The following is a 17471-nucleotide window of genomic DNA, read 5'->3' as shown; positions in this document are numbered from 1 at the left end:
TATGTTTTTCAATCACATAAATAATAATTCTCTTTTAAGACATTTCAACAGAATAGAAAGCAATTGCTTTTTAATTTAAATGTATTACCCTAACAGCAGGCTCCGCCTTGGCTTTAAGTGTTATAAATGTTATGGTTGAATATAACTTTCAAATACTAAATCGGTTTATAACAATTTAATTACGTGCGTACACTTGAAGTTACTAGTTTGAATTAAAACATTTAGCCGTGATGAAACACTTATCATATATCACGGAGTAAAAGTTAAAATCCAAACTTCCACTGCACCTTTGCGTCGTAATATGCTTAAACTGAGAAAGTTGAGTTAGTATCAATGCTTGCAGTGGCTTAGCAAATTGCCTGTATAACTTTCTTTTACTTCAGATACTTGATTGGGAGTACCTTGAGCAATGACATAACCGCCTTTAGCTCCACCTTCTGGTCCTAGATCTATTATCCAGTCGCAATTTTTAATTATATCCAAGTTGTGTTCAATGATTAATATGGTATTTCCTGAATTTCTTATCTTTTCAAGTAGTATCAAGAGATTTTGAATATCGGAAAAGTGAAGTCCAGTTGTAGGTTCATCAAGTATATAAAGTGTTTTCCCAGTTGAATTTGTACTGAGTTCTTTAGACAGTTTTATTCTTTGAGCTTCTCCTCCAGATAAGGTAACTGCATTTTGCCCTAGCTTTAAATATCCAAGTCCAACTTCAGACATAATGTTTAAAATGTGTACAAATTTAGGCTGATCTATAAAAAAGTTCAAAGCTTCATTTACATTCATTTCAAGAACATCGTAAATATTTTTATTTTTATATTTCACTTCCAGAATATTTTTTATATATCTTTTACCTCCACAAACAGGACACTTGGACCATATATCTGCCATAAATGATACTGGCGTGCATATTTTGCCTTCACCGTGGCAAGTATCACATTGACCTTCCTTACTATTAAAGCTGAAATTATTTGCTTTATAGCCTTTTTCTTTTGATATTTTTGTGGATGCAAATATACTTCTTATTTCATCCATGATTCCAGTATAAGTGGCAGGAGTTGAACGTGGAGTACGGCCAATAGCACCTTGACTTGCATATATAATTTTATCAAAATACTCATCACCACTTAGGTCTTGGCAATATCTGCTTACATCTTTTTTTCCATGAATTCGATTTTCTATAGCTGGATATAAACACTTTGAAATAAGGCTGCTTTTTCCTGAACCACTGACCCCTGTTATGCAGGTAATTGAGCTAGTAGGAAAAGCAATATGGATATTTTTAAGATTATTGCAGTTAGCACCAGTTAATTTTACATAACTACATTTATCTGATATATGTGATTTTTCTATATATACATGTTTTTTATCTGAAAGATATTTACCTGTTTCTGAATTAACATTTTCCATAATTTTTAATGGAGTACCTTGTGCTGCTATTTGACCACCAAAGGTACCGGCATGGGGGCCAATATCTATAATATAATCTGCCATAGATATAAGTTTTTTATTATGCTCCACAATGATTATTGTGTTGCCGTAATCTCTAAGCTCTTTTATAATTTCTATGAGTTTTTCTTGATCTTTTAAGTGAAGTCCGGTAGAAGGTTCATCTAATACATAAAGTATGTTGCTAATGCCGCTTTCTAACTGCTTTATAAGCTTTAATCTTTGCAATTCTCCACCAGATATTGTTGTAATAGAACGATTTAAATTAAGATAGGAAACGCCAATTTTAATATAATTACATAGTTTTCTATGAAGTTCTTTCAGTATAGAAGATGATGTAGACAATTGGAAATCTGATAACTTGCATGGAAGAATTTCTAACCATTCTTTTAATTCACTTATTGTCATTGATGCAGCTTCAGGAAAACGAGTACCTGTAATATCTACCATTCTTCCTTCTTTTGCAAGACGTTCACCATGACAGTAATTACAAGTGTACTGTTCCATAAATTCATTTGCAATTCTTTTGGAAGACTCACCGCTATTAGAAGAAACAATACGTTTAATACAATTACAAGCACCTTCTACTGGTCTTGTAATACGTCCAGTTCTTCCATTTTTATTCTCATATATAAAAGTGACTTTTCTTCCATTAGATCCCCAAAGAGCTTGGTGTTTAAAATCTTCTGGAAGTTCAATCCACGGCTTTTTTAAATCAATACTCATATCTTCTGCTAGTGCTAGTATTTCTCCTTTCATCCAGTTTGCGTTTGGGCTGTCCCTAAATTTTCTTAAAGTTCCCCACCAATTTGAAGCACCATCAAGTATTGATAAATTAGAATTACATATAATTAAATTGGGTGATACCTCCATTTTGATACCCAGTCCATTGCAAACAGGACACATGCTTTCGGCATTATTAAAGCTGAAGGTAGATGGAGTTAATTCAAATAGTATATGATCACAATGATAGCACATTTGCGTTGTTTGAAATAAAATTTTATCCTTGTTATTAATTGTTACATAAATTGCGCCTTTACCTATTTTTAAAGTTTCTTTTATATAGTTTGATAAAATATCGTTTGAAGTATTTTTTTCAGGTAATAAGTATTCATAACAAGGAGTATTAGCTTTAAAGGGTTCTATTTTTATTAAGGTACCTGAAACAAGCTGCAGGAGAGTTTGGATAATTTCATCCGTATTTAAAGGTATTATTGCATTTCCACAATTGGGACAATGCCGTACACCGATAATTGCAAACAGTGTACGTAAGCAGTCGTGTATGTCTGTAATGGTTCCTACTGTAGAACGTGGATTTCGTGCAATGTTTTTTTGTGATATTGAAATTGCAGGTGGCAGGCCAGAGATTTTATCAAAATCTGGTTTTTCCATTTGTTCATAAAGTGAGCGCTGGGAGGTAGAAAAGCTATCCATAAATCTCCTTTGACTTTCAGCAAAAATAGTATCAAAGGCAAGGCTGGATTTACCACTGCCGCTTACTCCAGTAATTACAGTTATCTTATTATATGGAATGTTCACATCTATATTTTTTAGATTGTTTTGTCTTGCACCTTCTATAATAATTTTATTACTTTGTTTTATTACATTATTTGTGTCTTCTTTAAAAAAGTCTGTAGTTTTATTATTGGATTTTGAATATTTATATATGGAATTAAAGATGGAGGGCATTTTCAATTCAACTATATTGTGAGAAAAATCTAAGGTTGAATCATCTAACCACTCTGGCCAATGAGAAAGCCATTCTGGAACTCTACAATCTAAAATTCGGTCATTTATTGGTATGTAAGGTGAAATATCAATTACAGGTGTATTGTCGAAACAATCCAGAGTACTTACTTTAATTTGTCTTAGTTTTTTATTAAAATCAATAATTTTTGCAGTAGTAAGTGCAATGGGATTAGGTCTAACTGGAGAGCGGGAAGCAAATACGCCAGTTTTAGGAGCGTTTTCATAAGGAGGCTGACATTGAGTTATTCTGCGGTACTTATCCTTATCAAAATTATTAAACCACCAAAAAATTTTTATGTGAGAATAGCCTTCAAATTTTTCAAAAAATGAATTGTCATCAAATAATTGTATAATAAACTCACCTTGTAACTTTTTAATACTTCCTATAGATTGAATTTTGCCAGATAGAATTGAAGGTTCTTCACTTTTTATATTATGTTGGGGTTTTTCATTTTGGAGCTTGGTAAATTCTTTTGGTATAGAGCAGCTTTTTACCCTGTCTTCACAAGGAAAGTAAGGCTTAATATCATAAATAAAATCACCTTCAGAAAAATAAGGGTTATCATAAAAAAATATTATACCAGACTTTTCATCCACATTAGTTATTTCTATAATTTCATGAGAAAAGGGTATATCAGGGTTTCTGATTTTAGAATAAAAAATTATTGCATGACTGAATAAGGATAAAAATTTAAGTCCATCTGAATAATTTCTATAAATTGATATTACATTTTTATCATTTTGTTTTGTTACTTTGCCAATGGAAAATAAATTATAGTAATTTTTATCATTCATATAAATACACCTCTTTTTTATGTCGCTGGAATTAATAATAATACCTACCACGGTGTGAGAGTCAATAGAAGAAGGTTAAAGTTTTTCTCTTAACTTAACAGGTATTTGTATTTCAGTAAGGTATTTATTAGGATCAGCTTCATTCCAGGGACCTTTATGACATACTTGTCGGCTGATTCCTGTGATTTCATATTGATTATTTTCTTCAAGCCAATGTACAAAAGACATATAAGTAGGTGATATATTTTCATAAGAACCATAAACCATGGAGCAGGCTACTTTTTCTAAAGGATCTGTTTGGCGAAAGGTAAAGTTACCTCTATTTATTCCTTTTTGATTTGTTATAATGCATACTTCTACATCCACCCCTTTGTCTTTGTATTCTTTATCATGGTAAATAGCAAAGCTGTAATTCTCTTCTGAAATATTTAGTCTTTCTGCTTTTATGTAGTCACACAGTTCTTGCCATAGGATTCCTTCGCAAAAGTAATCTGGAATGGTTTTTCTTAAGGAAATGACATCATAACTAGGTATTGATTTTAATGTTACGCTGTAGTGAATTGATATTTGTTTCTTATTTATATCATTCATTGCAGTGCGTATTTTTGCTAATCTTTGATTTTCTAATTTTATATTTTCTTCAGTTTCCTTTTCTTTTACTTTTAATTCTTGTTTAATATAATCATTATCCCAATGTTTAAGTGCATTGCCAATTTCCAAAACAGTAAAACCAGTATCTCTTAAAAATAATATTTTATTTAAGATTGGTATTTGTTTTGAAGAATACATTCGGTATCCAGTGTATTTATTTACTTCAGCAGGCTTCAAAAGGCCAGTTTCATCGTAATAACGCAGCATTCTTACAGATACTTGAGTGAGTTTTGAGAACTCTCCAATTTTGAACATGCTTTTTCACTCCATTTCAAAAATCATAATCAAATTATATAGTATTTTTAATTTTAGCACCACTATTAAGTATATAATATTAAGACCAATTGCAAATATAACCTATGTACAATTGGCTTTAATATTATTATTTAGCTTCTATATTTTTTATAACTTTCATCTATTTGAGTATAATTAGTGTTGTAAAATTTGACATAATATTTGAAAAACTGTCGAAAAAGAAATTATTGACAACATACAACATACAATATATAATACAAAGTATATTGTATATTGTATATTATATATTGTATTTTAAATGTAATTATGAAAGGATGGTTTAAATGAATATTACAGGTGCAAGAAAAGCAGTTTATACTGCAGAAGCCTATGTTTCTGGTAAAAGTATGGATGATGTGAAAAAGGAGTATAATTTGACGAAAGTAATTAAATTAGGCTCAAATGAAAATCCTTATTCTCCATTTCCTAATGCCATTAAAGCAATGACCGAAGAGTTATCAGCAATAGGAATATATCCGGAAATTAATTTTATTAAGCTTAGAGAAACTTTAGGTAAAAAATTCAATTTAACCTCTGAATATATTGGGTTAGGACATGGTGCTGGTGGAGTTCTTGAAACAATATCTAGACTATTTATAGAATCTGGAGATGAAGTAATTGTACCAACTCAATCATACAGATTGTATAGAGAAATATCCAAAATAATGGGTGGAGTAGTTAGAGAAGTCTCACTTGATGAAAATTATACGATAAGTGTTGAAAATATTATCAAAACTATTAATGCAAAAACAAAAATAGTTTGGTTATGCAATCCTAATAATCCTACAGGTACTATTATAAAGAAAGAAGATATAGATAGCATTTTGGATGTATTGCCTGAAAGTGGATGGTTGGTTCTTGATGAAGCTTATGTAGAATTTTCTAATGCTTGTGAAGTCCCAGATGTAGTTAAATACATAAAAAATAATAAACATCTTTTGTCTGTAAGAACTTTTTCAAAATATTATGGACTAGCAGGGGCAAGATTAGGATATGTAATAGCTGCTCCAAATGTAATTAATGGTTTTGATACAGTAAGCGAACCTTTCAATGCAAATAGAATTGCTTTAGCTGGAGGAATACAGTGTTTAACATCTGACAAAGAAAATGTTGAAAAAGCATCAAAATTATTAATTGAAGAAAGAGAAAGAGTATCAAATGAATTAGAAAAGCTAAATTGTGAAGTTACAAAGTCTCATAGTAATTTTATTTTCTATAAAGTTCCTTGTGATGGAGAAGAATTAGGTACGTATATGTTAAAAAGAGGAGTTATTGTTAGACCGTGCAGTGGATGGGGCTACTCAAATCATATAAGAGTTACTGTAGGGATGAGAGAAGAAATGGATGAGTTTTTAAAAGTAACTAAAGATGGCCTTGAAGCTCTTAAAGATTAAACAATTAAAATAAGGGGGGAAACATAAATGAATGATAAAACCAGAAAGTATTTAGCCATATTAGCTTTAGGTGTAAGTGGTGCTTCAATCTATTTACTCCCATTTATTAAATATGTATTTTATGATCAGCAAATTGAAGCAATGGGAATAACCAATGCACAGTCAGGTTTTCTTTTGACAATGTATGCAATGGGCAATATATTTTTATACATACCAGGAGGTATATTAGCTGACAAATTGTCACCTAAAAGATGTTTGTTATTTTCTCTTTTAAGCACTACTGTATTGACAATTGTATACGGTTTCACCCTGAGTTATAAAACAGCGTTAGTAATTTGGTTCTTACTGTCAATTACTACAGTTTTGGTTTTTTGGTCAGCATTACTTAAGGCTGTAAGAATCATTGGTTCGGAAAAAGAGCAAGGGACTATGTTTGGTATATATTATGCTGTGAATGGAATTACAGGAGCTATATTTAACGCTATAGCCTTATGGTCTACTCGTTTGACAAGTAATGCACAAGGTGCAATGTTTAATGTAACAATGATTTATGCAGTAGCTACTACACTAGCAGCTGTGTTGGTATTCCTATTCTTGAAAAAAGATAGTGATGTTAAAGTTGAAACATCTGAAAACGAAAAATTCCAATTTAAAGACGTTGCTCATTTGCTTAAAAATCCATATGTTTGGATATTTTCATTAGTTGTTTTTTGTGGATATAGTTTATTTTCAAGTACTTCATATTTTACTCCATATCTAACGGATGTTGTTGGGGTATCACCTATAAGTTCTGGAATATATTCTATAATAAGGAACTATTTATTTATGCTATTAGCTCCTATTTCAGGTTATATTGCAGATAGGGGTTTTAAATCAACAAGCAAATGGCTTATAATTACTTTAAGTATTCTTGTAGTATTATTTATAGGAGTATTGGTAATTCCTTCAGGTGCAAATGCAACAATGATAAGTATATATACTCTTTTGCCAGGTGCATTTGGATTAGCTTCATATAGTATTGTATTTTCTCTTATTGGTGAAACTAAAATTCCAGCAAAAGTAACTGGAACAGTAATTGGATTAGCTTCTGTCATTGGATACTCGCCAGATCTATTTATGTCTACAATGTTTGGAAGTTGGCTTGATAAACTTGGCAAGAATGGGTACACTTATATTTTTTTATACTTAGCTGCTACTTGTGTAGTTGGTATAGTGTGTGCATATTTAATTAGACGTCATTCTGTAAATATTAACGGATTAGGTGAGAATAATAAACAAACTAATACTGTTATTAACAATTAGTTTATTTTAAACTATTAGTCAATATCCAACTTTAGCATGGAGAAATATAATTCTCAATGTTTCTCCAGCTTTTAACATTATGAAATTGTTCCTTGTATTTTTGAAATGAGGGGTAATATGAATATTAAAAGAGATAATCTTGGAGAAAGTTCAATTGAATTAAAAAGAGATTTGGGGCTATTTTCGGCAATTGCTGTTATTATGGGACAAATGATAGGATCTGGGATTTATATGACTCCACAAGGACTTGCACAGTTAGCAAATCCCAAAGCAGCAATTTTAGCAATGATAATTACAGGAACTGGTACAATGCTACTTGCACTATGCTTTGCAAAATTGGGTGAAAAAATGCCAATATCAGGTTCAGCTGTTGTGTATACTAAAGAAGCTTTTGGCGATCTTCCTGCATTTTTTGTAGGATGGTCCTATTGGTGTGGATGCTGGATAGCAAATGGCGCAATAATATTAGGTGGAATTAATTATTTGGCATATTTTTTCCCAGTAATTATGAAAAATGGGTTTTATCAAGCAATAATTTCTATTGGACTCATTTGGCTATATACATTAATAAACATTAAAGGGGTCAAAGAAGCTGGATATGTAAATTTAGTTCTAACTATAATAAAACTCTTGCCTTTGGTGGTATTTTTGATTATAGCAATACCTAATTTTAGTGTTGCAAACTTAAATACTGTTTCTTCACCTAAAGTATCAGGATTTTCTGTTTTGCCAGTTGCCATTGCATACACTCTTTGGTCTTTTACAGGATTTGAGGGAGCAAGCATGATTGCAGGTGAGGTGAAGGATGTAAAGACAATAAGACTGGCAACTATAATTGGGACAGGCTTAGTATTTATATTATATTTGATGTTAATTGTTGTTGCTAATGGAAATATGTCACAATCAAGTCTAGCCGCAGCTCACTCCCCATTTGCAGATATTATTTATAATGTAACAGGAGGATATTGGGCTGGAGGATTTATTTCCTTAGGGGTTTGTATTTCTGCTTTTGGCTGCGTTGGTGCATGGATACTATCTTCTGCGAGAATAGCTTTTTCTCTTGGAGAACAGAAACTTTTTCCAGAAAGTTTCTGCAAATTACATGTTAAATATAGTACACCGAGTTTTGCATTGATTATAAATGCAGTCCTTATGTCTATTATAATGTTAATAGGATGTATTACGAATCATGGGAAAATGTATAATTTTTTAGTCTTGTTTGCAACTATGTCACTATTGATATTTTATGTCTTTGGTGCAGCTTCCGAAGTGAAGCTTTTTGTAACTAAAACAGAACCATTTAATCCATTTACCTTTATAAAAAATTCTTTATTAGGACTTGCAGCATTTGCTTATGCTGTCTATACGATCTATGGTTCGGGTGCAGACGTGGTAATGTATGGTTTTATATTTATGTTGATTGGAATTCCGGTTTATATTTATGTTCAATTAAAAAATGGAAAATAAGATTGTGTATAAAAGTTAAGCTCAGATCTAAGATGAGATTCTGAGCTTTTTTTGTCTAAATTATTCACAAGGTTTTATAGATTTTGTTAAAAATTATCTCAAAATTAAAAAAATATGAAAAAATAGTTTACTTTTTTAAAAATATATTGTATATTATATACAATATACAATATACAATTTTAAGTTGATATTTAAAGGAGGAAAACCCATGGAGAAAGCTAAAGCTAACACTAAAAGGTGCAAAGGCTGCTATTATTGCGTAAAAGCATGTCCTAAAGAAGCTATTACTGTTTCAGATGAAGTTAACTTAAAGGGGTACGCAGTAATTAAAGTTGATGAAGAAAAATGCATAGCATGTGGCATGTGTTATACTGTATGCCCCGATTATGTTTTTGAGTTGGTATAAATGTAAGAAATTCACATATAAGGAGGTAAAAGAATGAAACATATATTGATGAAAGGCAATGAAGCATTAGCAGAAGCGGCGATTAGAGCAGGTTGTAGATTTTATAGTGGATATCCTATTACTCCGCAAACTGAGATATTAGAATACATGTCTTGGCGTATGGAGGAAGCAGGAGGTGTATTTATACAAACAGAATCTGAATTATCTGGAATAAATATGCTTTTGGGTGCATCTGCTGGCGGAGCAAGAGTAGTTGCTACTTCTTCAGGGCCAGGTTTTACATTATTTCAAGAAGGAATATCATATTTAGTTGCTGCAGATCTTCCTGCCGTAATCGTTGATGTAATGAGATATGGAAATGGGTTAGGAGATGTTGGACAAAGTCAAGGAGATTATTGGCAGTTAACAAGAGGTGGTGGACACGGAGATTATAGAACTATTGTACTCGCTCCAAATTCTGTTCAAGAAAATGCTGATTTAGCATATTTAGCATTTGATTTAGCAGAAAAGTATAGACATCCGGTACTTATTGGATCAGATGCAGCTATAGGTCAAATGGTGGAGAAAGTAGAACTTCCTGAGATGAAAGAGCATGATATTAACAAATATGATTGGTCAATCAAAGGATGTAAAAAAGGAAATGTTCAAAAGAAAATAACTAATAGATTATATTATATGGAAAATTATGATGAATATTTGAGAAATAAATATAAAGAAATGGAATTAAATGAGCAAAGGTGGCAATCAATACAAACTGAAGATGCAGAAGTGATATTAGTAGCTTATGGAATAAGTTCCAGAGTGTGTATAGAAGCGGTTGAGATAGCCAGAGTTCAGGGCATAAAATTGGGTCTTATTAGGATAATTACACTATGGCCATTTCCAGTAAACGCTTTTAAAGAGGTTTCTAATGATTGTAAAGCATTTATGACTGTTGAAATGAATATTTTAGGCCAAATGGTAGAAGATGTTGTATTAGCTACAAATAATAAATATCCTGTATATGCTTATGCCACAGTAAAAGAAGTTCCAGAGACGGATATTATAATTAGAAAAGCAAAAGAGATTTTAGTAGATAAGGAGGTATAAATATGAAACTTAAAGCACCAGAATCAATTTCATTTGCAGAAACCTCATTTTGTCCTGGTTGTGGTCATGGTATAGTGGCTAGGTTAATTGGTGAAGTTTCTGAGGAAATGGGGGTAACAGAAAAATTACTAACAGTTATAGATGTTGCTTGTTGTTCGTTAAATATTGATACATGGAGATTTGATACAATTATGGCTCCACACGGAAGACCCATTCCTACAGCTACAGGGTTAAAAAATGTGAGAAAAGATAATCCAGTTTTGGCTTATATAGGGGATGGAGCTGCGTATTCCATAGGAATGGCTGAAACTATGCATGGTGCAATTAGAAATGATAATGTAATAGTAATTGTAGTAAACAATGGAGTATATGGAATGACTGGAGGTCAAATGGCACCGACTTCTTTGGAAGGTCAGAAAACTACTTCATCAATTAAAGGAAAGGACATACATAAAACAGGGAAACCTTTTGATATTGTTAAAGCAATTGGAAAATTTGATATAGCATATTTAGCAAGAGGTTCAGTAGGCAGTGCCGCAGATGTAAGAAAAACAAAAACTTATATAAGAAAAGCTTTTGAAAAGCATATGAATAATGATGGGTATTGTCTTGTAGAAATATTATCACAATGTCCCACAAATATGAATTTAGGTATGACACCAATAAAATGTGCGGAAAGAGTAGAAACAGTAATGTCTGATTATTTCAACACTGGCGAATTTGTAGATAAAGGAGGTAATCTATAATGACTGAAATTATATGTGCAGGATTTGGTGGACAAGGTATATTGACAACAGGAATGATGCTTATTTATGCAGGAATGGATCAAGAAAAGAATGTATGCTGGTACCCATCATATGGCTCAGAAATGAGGGGAGGTACTGCAAACTGTAATGTTAAGATTAGTGATGGAAAAATTGCGAGTCCATATTGTAAAAACGTAGACATTTTATTTACTATGAATGGTCCTGCTATAGATAAGTTTGAGAACACAATTAAACCAGGTGGATATCTTTTTGTTAACAGTTCGATAGTAGATGAGAAGAGAAAATATAGAAAAGATATAATTGTAGTTAAGGTACCTACAATGGAGTTGTCAGCAAAGGTTGAAAATTTAAAGGGGTCTAATATAGTTATGTTGGGCGCGTTAGTAAAAGCTACAAAAATATTTGAAAAAGAAGAATTTTCAAATGCTATGTGTAAATATTTTGAAAACAAGGGAAAAGGAAAATATAATGCAAAAAATATAGAAGCATATGAAGCAGGATATAATTCAATTCATTGATTATGGGGGGATACAATTATGAATTTAACAAAATTATTAAAACCCAATACTGTTGCAGTTATAGGTGCTAGCGAAAAAGAAGGGTTTGGAGGAGATACATGTAGAAACATAATTGAGTATACAAAAGATTTAAAAAATACTTATTTTGTAAATCCTAAAAAAGATAGTGTTTTTAATTACCCTTGTTATAAATCAATGTCAGAGATTCCAGTAGATATTGATATGATAGTTATATGTACACCTCAAAAAACAGTGGAATCATTGCTGATAGAAGCTTCTAAAAAAGGTTGCGGTGGCGCAGTAGTATTTGCAAGCGGTTATTCAGAAACTGGTACTGAGGAAGGTAAAAAAGCAGAAAAGTCATTAAAAGAGTTGTGTGAAAAATTAGATATAGCATTAATGGGACCAAATTGTGCTGGCTTTGTAAATTACATTAGTGATGTATATCCCTTTGCCTTTATTTCTAAAAAAAGAGATAGAAAAGGCAATGTAGGATTAATATCTCAAAGTGGACAACTTTGTTTATCATTAATGGAAAGTCAGGATATGAAATTCTCATATGCTATTTCGGCAGGAAATAGTAAGGTTATAACAATGGAAGATTATATAGATTTTTTAGTAGAAGATAAAGACACTAAGGTGATAAGTATATATTTAGAAGGAATAAAAGAACCAAAAAAATTTATAAAATCCCTAAGAAAAGCTGCGATTAAAAGTAAGCCAATAGTAGTTTTAAAAGCTGGCAAATCAGAAAAAGGAAAAAAGAATGCTGCATCTCATACAGGAAGTTTAGCTGGATCTGACAAAACCTTTGATGCAATATTTAAGAAGTTTGGTGTTATTAGAGTTGATGATATGGAAGAATTGCTAGCAACCTCCAATATGTTTTCAATTATTGATAGGTTGCCGGAAAAACCAACATTTGCATCAATGAATTTATCAGGAGGAGAAACAGGAATTTGTGCAGATACAGGGGCAACCTATGGAGTAGAATTCCCAGATTTTACAGAGGATACATTATCAAAGTTAAGAGAACAGTTGCCATCTTATGCTTCACCAAATAATCCATTAGATATGACAGCAACATTATCCTATGATGCAGATTTATATGCAGGGGCACTTAGGACAGTAATGAATGATAAAAATATTGGTGCTGTGATTATAGGATATACATTATTATTTGAAATAGCAGATCCTGCAATATATTATATGGCAGAAGGAATAAAGAGAGTAATTGAAGAAGGAAATAGCAAACCAATATTAATGCTTCCATTCTTAGAGAATACACGTAATTACGAGTACGCTGAAAAACTTAGAAATTTAGGAGTTCCAATATTACCACCATCTATATATGCTTTTAAAATTTTAAAATACTTAGCAGATTTTATTCAATATAAATATGAAGATAAAATTTTAGAAATTGCGTTACCAGATGAAAATGATTTTTCTAGTACAAAAGCATTATCTGAATTTGAAAGTAAGATGCTTTTAAAACAAAATGGAATACCTGTAGGTGAAGTATGTGTTGTAAAAAATGAAATAGAGGCATTAGAAGCAGCAAAAAAAATAGGATATCCATTGGTTATGAAAATTGAATCAGCAGATATTCTTCATAAATCCGATGTTGGTGGAGTTAGACTAAATTTAAATTCAGAAAATGAAGTTATAAGTGCTTATCATGAAATATTGGTTAATGCAAATATCCATAAACCTGATGCTAAAATAAATGGAATTCTTATGCAGAAAATGATGCCAAAAGGATTAGAAGTAATTATAGGTGTAAATAATGATGTCCAATTCGGGCCTATGATCCTTGTGGGACTTGGAGGAGTTTTTGTAGAAATTTTTAAAGATGTATCATTATATCCTGCTCCACTTAATAAAAAAGAAGCATATAAAATGATAAGTGAGTTAAAAGCATATAAAATGTTAAAAGGGTATAGAGGAGAAAAACCTTGTGATGTAGAAGCTTTAACAGACATGATGGTGAAAATATCTATTTTTGCAAATGAAAACAAAAACAAGTTATCAGAAATAGATATTAATCCGCTAATTGTATATCCAGAAGGAATGGGAGTAGGAGTTGCGGATGCTTTGATTGTCTTGAAAGAGTAAATAGCACAATATTAAAAAATCAGCATAGTAGTTATAATCTATGCTGATTTTTAAATCATAAAAGGATTAGATACTTGACAATTTGTATACAATATATTACACTTAAAAAAGTCAAGGAGGGTTTGTTTTGAGTAATTATGAGTCTTTAAGAGATTATGTTTATAAATATATTTCTAATAAAATTCAAAATGGTGAATTACAATCCAATCAAAAAATCAGTGAAGCTGCTATATGCAAAGACTTATCTATAAGCAGAACTCCTGCTAGAGAAGCACTGATACAGCTGGCTTCTGATAATCTTATTTTGTATCTTCCAAGAAGAGGCTTCTTTGTGAAAGAAATGTCATTAAAGGAGAAACTTGACCTTTATGCAGTACTTGCTTGTTTAGATGCATATGCAGCTACATTGACTATAGAAAAATTATCAGATGAAGATTTTAAAGATATGGAAGATATAATAGAAAAGATTGATGTAGCTATTGAGAATAGAAATTATAGTTTGTACAATGAATTACAATTTGGTTTTCACAATGTATATCTTAGTAAATGTGATAATGAAAAGTTGATAGAAATATTAAATACATTAGAGCATAGTTTTTTACCTGTTACATATGCTAATAAAAATCCAGAAGTTCTTTTTCAAGTGCTTAAAGATGTAAATAATGAGCATAGAAATATTATAGAACTTTTTAAGAAAAAGAAGAGTGAAGAACTAGAGCATTTCTTAAGGGAAGTTCATTGGGCAACAAAATATTTAGATATGGTATAAATGAAATTAGCTGAATCCTTTAGTATTATTAAGATTCAGCTTTTATTTTTATAGGTAATTTATATAGATAAATTAAGTTTTTACTATTATTATTTAGTTTCTATATTTTTTCACTAGCTTTTCAACTACACATCCTGTAATTCCTTTAGGCATTGAACCAAAATTATCATTTTTAAAGGATGGCATTGCAGTACCTGTTCCATATGGAGGAGGATGATAACATCTCTCTGTAATTTCAATTCTGTATAACTTTTTTGTTTCTAAAAAACTCATAAGAATCCACCATTCTGTTAAAGAATTATGATAAAATTAGTCCTAATTATAGAATTACTGTTGATTGCTTACAAGTACTTTACATATTCTTTTAAGTCCTTCTTCTAAGACTGATCGAGGACAAGCTAAATTAAGGCGAATATATCCATCAGAATTAGCTACAAACATATTTCCTCCTTCAAGTAATACACCAGCTTTGTTTGCAAAGAATAAAGGTAAATTTTCTTCATTTTCAAGGTATGCATTAATATTAACCCAAGCTAAATAAGTGGCTTCAGAAATGCTGAATATGGCTTTTGGTAAATGCTTTTCTAAGTAGTTCTTTGTAAATAAAAAGTTATCATCCAGATAATTCTTTAATTGACTAAGCCATTCATCGCCATGAGTATACGCTGCTTGAGCTGCTGTAATGCTTAAAGGATTTTCAAAGCCATAGTGTCTATCAAGCCATACAGTTCTTAATTTTTCATTTGGTATTATTACATTTGAAAACATGAGACCAGCCATGTTAAAGGTTTTGCTTGGAGCCATACAAGTTATGATGCGGTCTGATTCTGGATACAATTTTGCAAGTGGAGTATGTTTTTTATTATTCCTAAGTAAATCACAATGAATTTCGTCAGAAATAATCCATAAGTTATTTTTTAGGCAAATGTCTCCAACCTTTTTTAGTTCTTCTTGTGTCCACACGCGTCCGCTAGGATTATGAGGGTTGCAGAAAATGCATAAAGAGACTTTTTCATCTTTTGCTTTGCTTTCTAAATCGTCAAAATCTATGGTGTAATATCCATCATTTACAATTAGGTTGGATGTAACTAATTCCATTTTGTTATAATCTGCAGCATATTTGAAGAAAGCATAGGAAGGAGTTAATATTAAAATTTTTTCATCTGGCTTACAGATATATTCAACTAATTCATATAGTGCAGGTATAATACCTGGGGAAGTAACTAAATGTTCCTTTTCAAAAGTCCAGCCATAGTGATTTTCAGTCCATCCCGAAAAAGTCTTATAGTATTCAAGATCAAATACTTTTGTATAACCAAAAATTCTTCTATCAAGACGTTCCTTTATTGCTTTAATGATTTCAGGGGGTGTTGCAAACTCCATGTCTGCTACCCACATACGAATAAATTCATCATCTTCAAATGGAAATTTCATTGTTGGTGGAGCATGGAAAATGTAATCGCGAAAACCATCCGTATTCATAGCATTAGTACCTTTTCGATCAATAATTTCATCAAAATTATATTTCATAATAACACTCCTTTATGTAGTTTTAATATAAATAATTTTAAACACTACCTATAAATAGAATGGTATGATTCTATTTAATAGGAATTTTAAAGGTAAATAATTTATGTATTTATAAATAGATAGAACTTTGGATTACTTAATAATATTATTACATCATGAATGTATATTATCAAAATTATTAAAATTTATTGTAAATAGAATTTTATTATAATTTGTTTCGCTAGAATAGACAAATTATAATATTAATGATAAAATTCACTTATTAAAAGCAAATTATTAATAATTTATGGAATAAATATATTATTATGAAACAGAGAGTATTATATGGATATAAGGAGGTATGGTATGGGTGCAATTTCAATGGAAATAGGAAAGAAAATTAAGAGCTTTCGAAAGAGTAAAGGAATGACAGTTCAAGGGTTAGCTAATTTAGTGCATAAGAGCAAAGCAACTATATCTAAATATGAAAATGGCGATATTGTTATTGAAGTAGATACGCTTTATGCACTTGCAAAAGCCTTAGGAGTTCATGTAGAGCAGCTTTTATACATAGCACCAAATGATAATAAAGAAGTATCAAGTACCATACCTTCTGCTTTTTTTCAAGGGGCATCAAGGTTTTATTCTTATTTTTATGATGGGAGAAATAAACAAATTGTAAAATGTATTATGGATATAATTTCAACAGCTGACATGTCTAGGTGTAAAGCTGTGCTGTATATGAATATAAAAGGCTATGATTGCTATGAGAATTGTGAAAATACATATTATGGATATATAGAACATCATGATGTATTGACATCTATTGTATTAAAAAATCAAGCTACATCAGTGGAGCAGATAATGATAAATATTTTGGCTTCTTTCTTGGATTCTGAAAAAAAATGGGGTTTAATGGCTGGGGTTTCATTTCGTCCTTTCATGCCTATTGCTTTAAAAATGTTATTCTCTAAAAAACCATTGCCAGAAAACCAAGATTTGATTAATGAACTTAAAATCAATAAAGAAGATATTAGAATTATGAAGATGTATAACATGATGTCAATTACATAATGAAAATAAAAAATATGCATTATAAGAAGTAATATGAGCACATTGCGACGCAAAGGTGCAGTGGAAGTTTGAATTTTAACTTTTACTCCGTGATATATGATAAGTGTTTCATCACGGCTAAAT

14 protein-coding genes are annotated in these 17471 nt (G+C 31.0%); 10 read left to right on the top strand and 4 right to left on the bottom strand.

Annotation, left to right across the window (positions count from 1 at the left end):
* Nucleotides 1-330 precede the first annotated feature (330 nt).
* Together uvrA and EG57_RS0222230 are read right to left on the bottom strand one after the other, a co-directional pair.
* Nucleotides 331-3993, bottom strand: coding sequence for an excinuclease ABC subunit UvrA (gene uvrA / locus EG57_RS0222235; protein WP_052038050.1), 3663 nt, complete (start codon nt 3991-3993; stop codon nt 331-333).
* A gap of 75 nt (nt 3994-4068) precedes the next feature.
* A complete protein-coding gene (locus EG57_RS0222230) occupies nt 4069-4899 on the bottom strand; it encodes a MerR family transcriptional regulator (RefSeq protein ID WP_032079288.1) in 831 nt (276 codons plus the stop codon).
* Between the two features lie 323 nt (nt 4900-5222).
* Between EG57_RS0222230 and hisC the strand changes: the two genes are divergently transcribed.
* From hisC to EG57_RS0222185, 9 genes are all read left to right on the top strand, one after another.
* Entirely contained in the window at nt 5223-6332 is a 1110-nt protein-coding gene (gene hisC / locus EG57_RS0222225; protein WP_032079287.1) for a histidinol-phosphate transaminase, read from the top strand.
* A 27-nt stretch (nt 6333-6359) separates the two neighbouring features.
* Nucleotides 6360-7634, top strand: coding sequence for an MFS transporter (locus EG57_RS0222220; RefSeq protein WP_084572301.1), 1275 nt, complete (start codon nt 6360-6362; stop codon nt 7632-7634).
* Nucleotides 7635-7751: 117 nt separating this feature from the next.
* A complete protein-coding gene (locus EG57_RS0222215; protein ID WP_032079286.1) occupies nt 7752-9101 on the top strand; it encodes an APC family permease in 1350 nt (449 codons plus the stop codon).
* 208 nt (nt 9102-9309) lie between these two features.
* The gene (locus EG57_RS0222210; protein WP_032079285.1) at nt 9310-9507 is read left to right on the top strand and encodes a 4Fe-4S binding protein; all 198 of its coding nucleotides are present in this window, start codon (nt 9310-9312) and stop codon (nt 9505-9507) included.
* Nucleotides 9508-9540: 33 nt separating this feature from the next.
* Complete coding sequence (gene vorB, locus EG57_RS0222205; protein WP_029160272.1) at nt 9541-10596, top strand: 3-methyl-2-oxobutanoate dehydrogenase subunit VorB; 1056 nt, start codon at nt 9541-9543, stop codon at nt 10594-10596.
* Nucleotides 10597-10598: 2 nt separating this feature from the next.
* Nucleotides 10599-11342 carry a thiamine pyrophosphate-dependent enzyme gene (locus EG57_RS0222200; RefSeq protein WP_029160271.1) on the top strand — a complete coding sequence of 248 codons (744 nt, stop codon included), beginning with the start codon at nt 10599-10601 and terminating at the stop codon, nt 11340-11342.
* Nucleotides 11342-11881 carry a 2-oxoacid:acceptor oxidoreductase family protein gene (locus EG57_RS0222195; protein ID WP_032079284.1) on the top strand — a complete coding sequence of 180 codons (540 nt, stop codon included), beginning with the start codon at nt 11342-11344 and terminating at the stop codon, nt 11879-11881. Before EG57_RS0222200 ends, EG57_RS0222195 begins: the two co-directional genes overlap by 1 nt.
* 18 nt (nt 11882-11899) lie before the next feature.
* Nucleotides 11900-13996 (top strand): acetate--CoA ligase family protein, encoded by a 2097-nt coding sequence (locus EG57_RS0222190; RefSeq protein ID WP_032079283.1) that lies wholly within the window; start codon nt 11900-11902, stop codon nt 13994-13996.
* Between the two features lie 127 nt (nt 13997-14123).
* The gene (locus tag EG57_RS0222185; protein WP_032079282.1) at nt 14124-14765 is read left to right on the top strand and encodes a GntR family transcriptional regulator; all 642 of its coding nucleotides are present in this window, start codon (nt 14124-14126) and stop codon (nt 14763-14765) included.
* 93 nt (nt 14766-14858) lie between these two features.
* Here the strand turns inward: EG57_RS0222185 and EG57_RS0222180 are convergent, their stop codons facing one another.
* The gene (locus tag EG57_RS0222180; RefSeq protein ID WP_032079281.1) at nt 14859-15038 is read right to left on the bottom strand and encodes a hypothetical protein; all 180 of its coding nucleotides are present in this window, start codon (nt 15036-15038) and stop codon (nt 14859-14861) included.
* Nucleotides 15039-15092: 54 nt separating this feature from the next.
* Nucleotides 15093-16295 (bottom strand): MalY/PatB family protein, encoded by a 1203-nt coding sequence (locus EG57_RS0222175; RefSeq protein ID WP_032079280.1) that lies wholly within the window; start codon nt 16293-16295, stop codon nt 15093-15095.
* A 345-nt stretch (nt 16296-16640) separates the two neighbouring features.
* Here EG57_RS0222175 and EG57_RS0222170 point away from each other — a divergent pair, with 345 nt between their 5' ends.
* Complete coding sequence (locus EG57_RS0222170; protein ID WP_032079279.1) at nt 16641-17348, top strand: helix-turn-helix domain-containing protein; 708 nt, start codon at nt 16641-16643, stop codon at nt 17346-17348.
* Nucleotides 17349-17471: the final 123 nt, after the last annotated feature.

The organism is Clostridium drakei (assembly GCF_000633595.2).
GTDB lineage: Bacteria > Bacillota > Clostridia > Clostridiales > Clostridiaceae > Clostridium_AM > Clostridium_AM drakei.
Note: the sequence above shows the minus strand (reverse complement) of the source record. Positions and strands in the feature narration are given on the sequence as shown.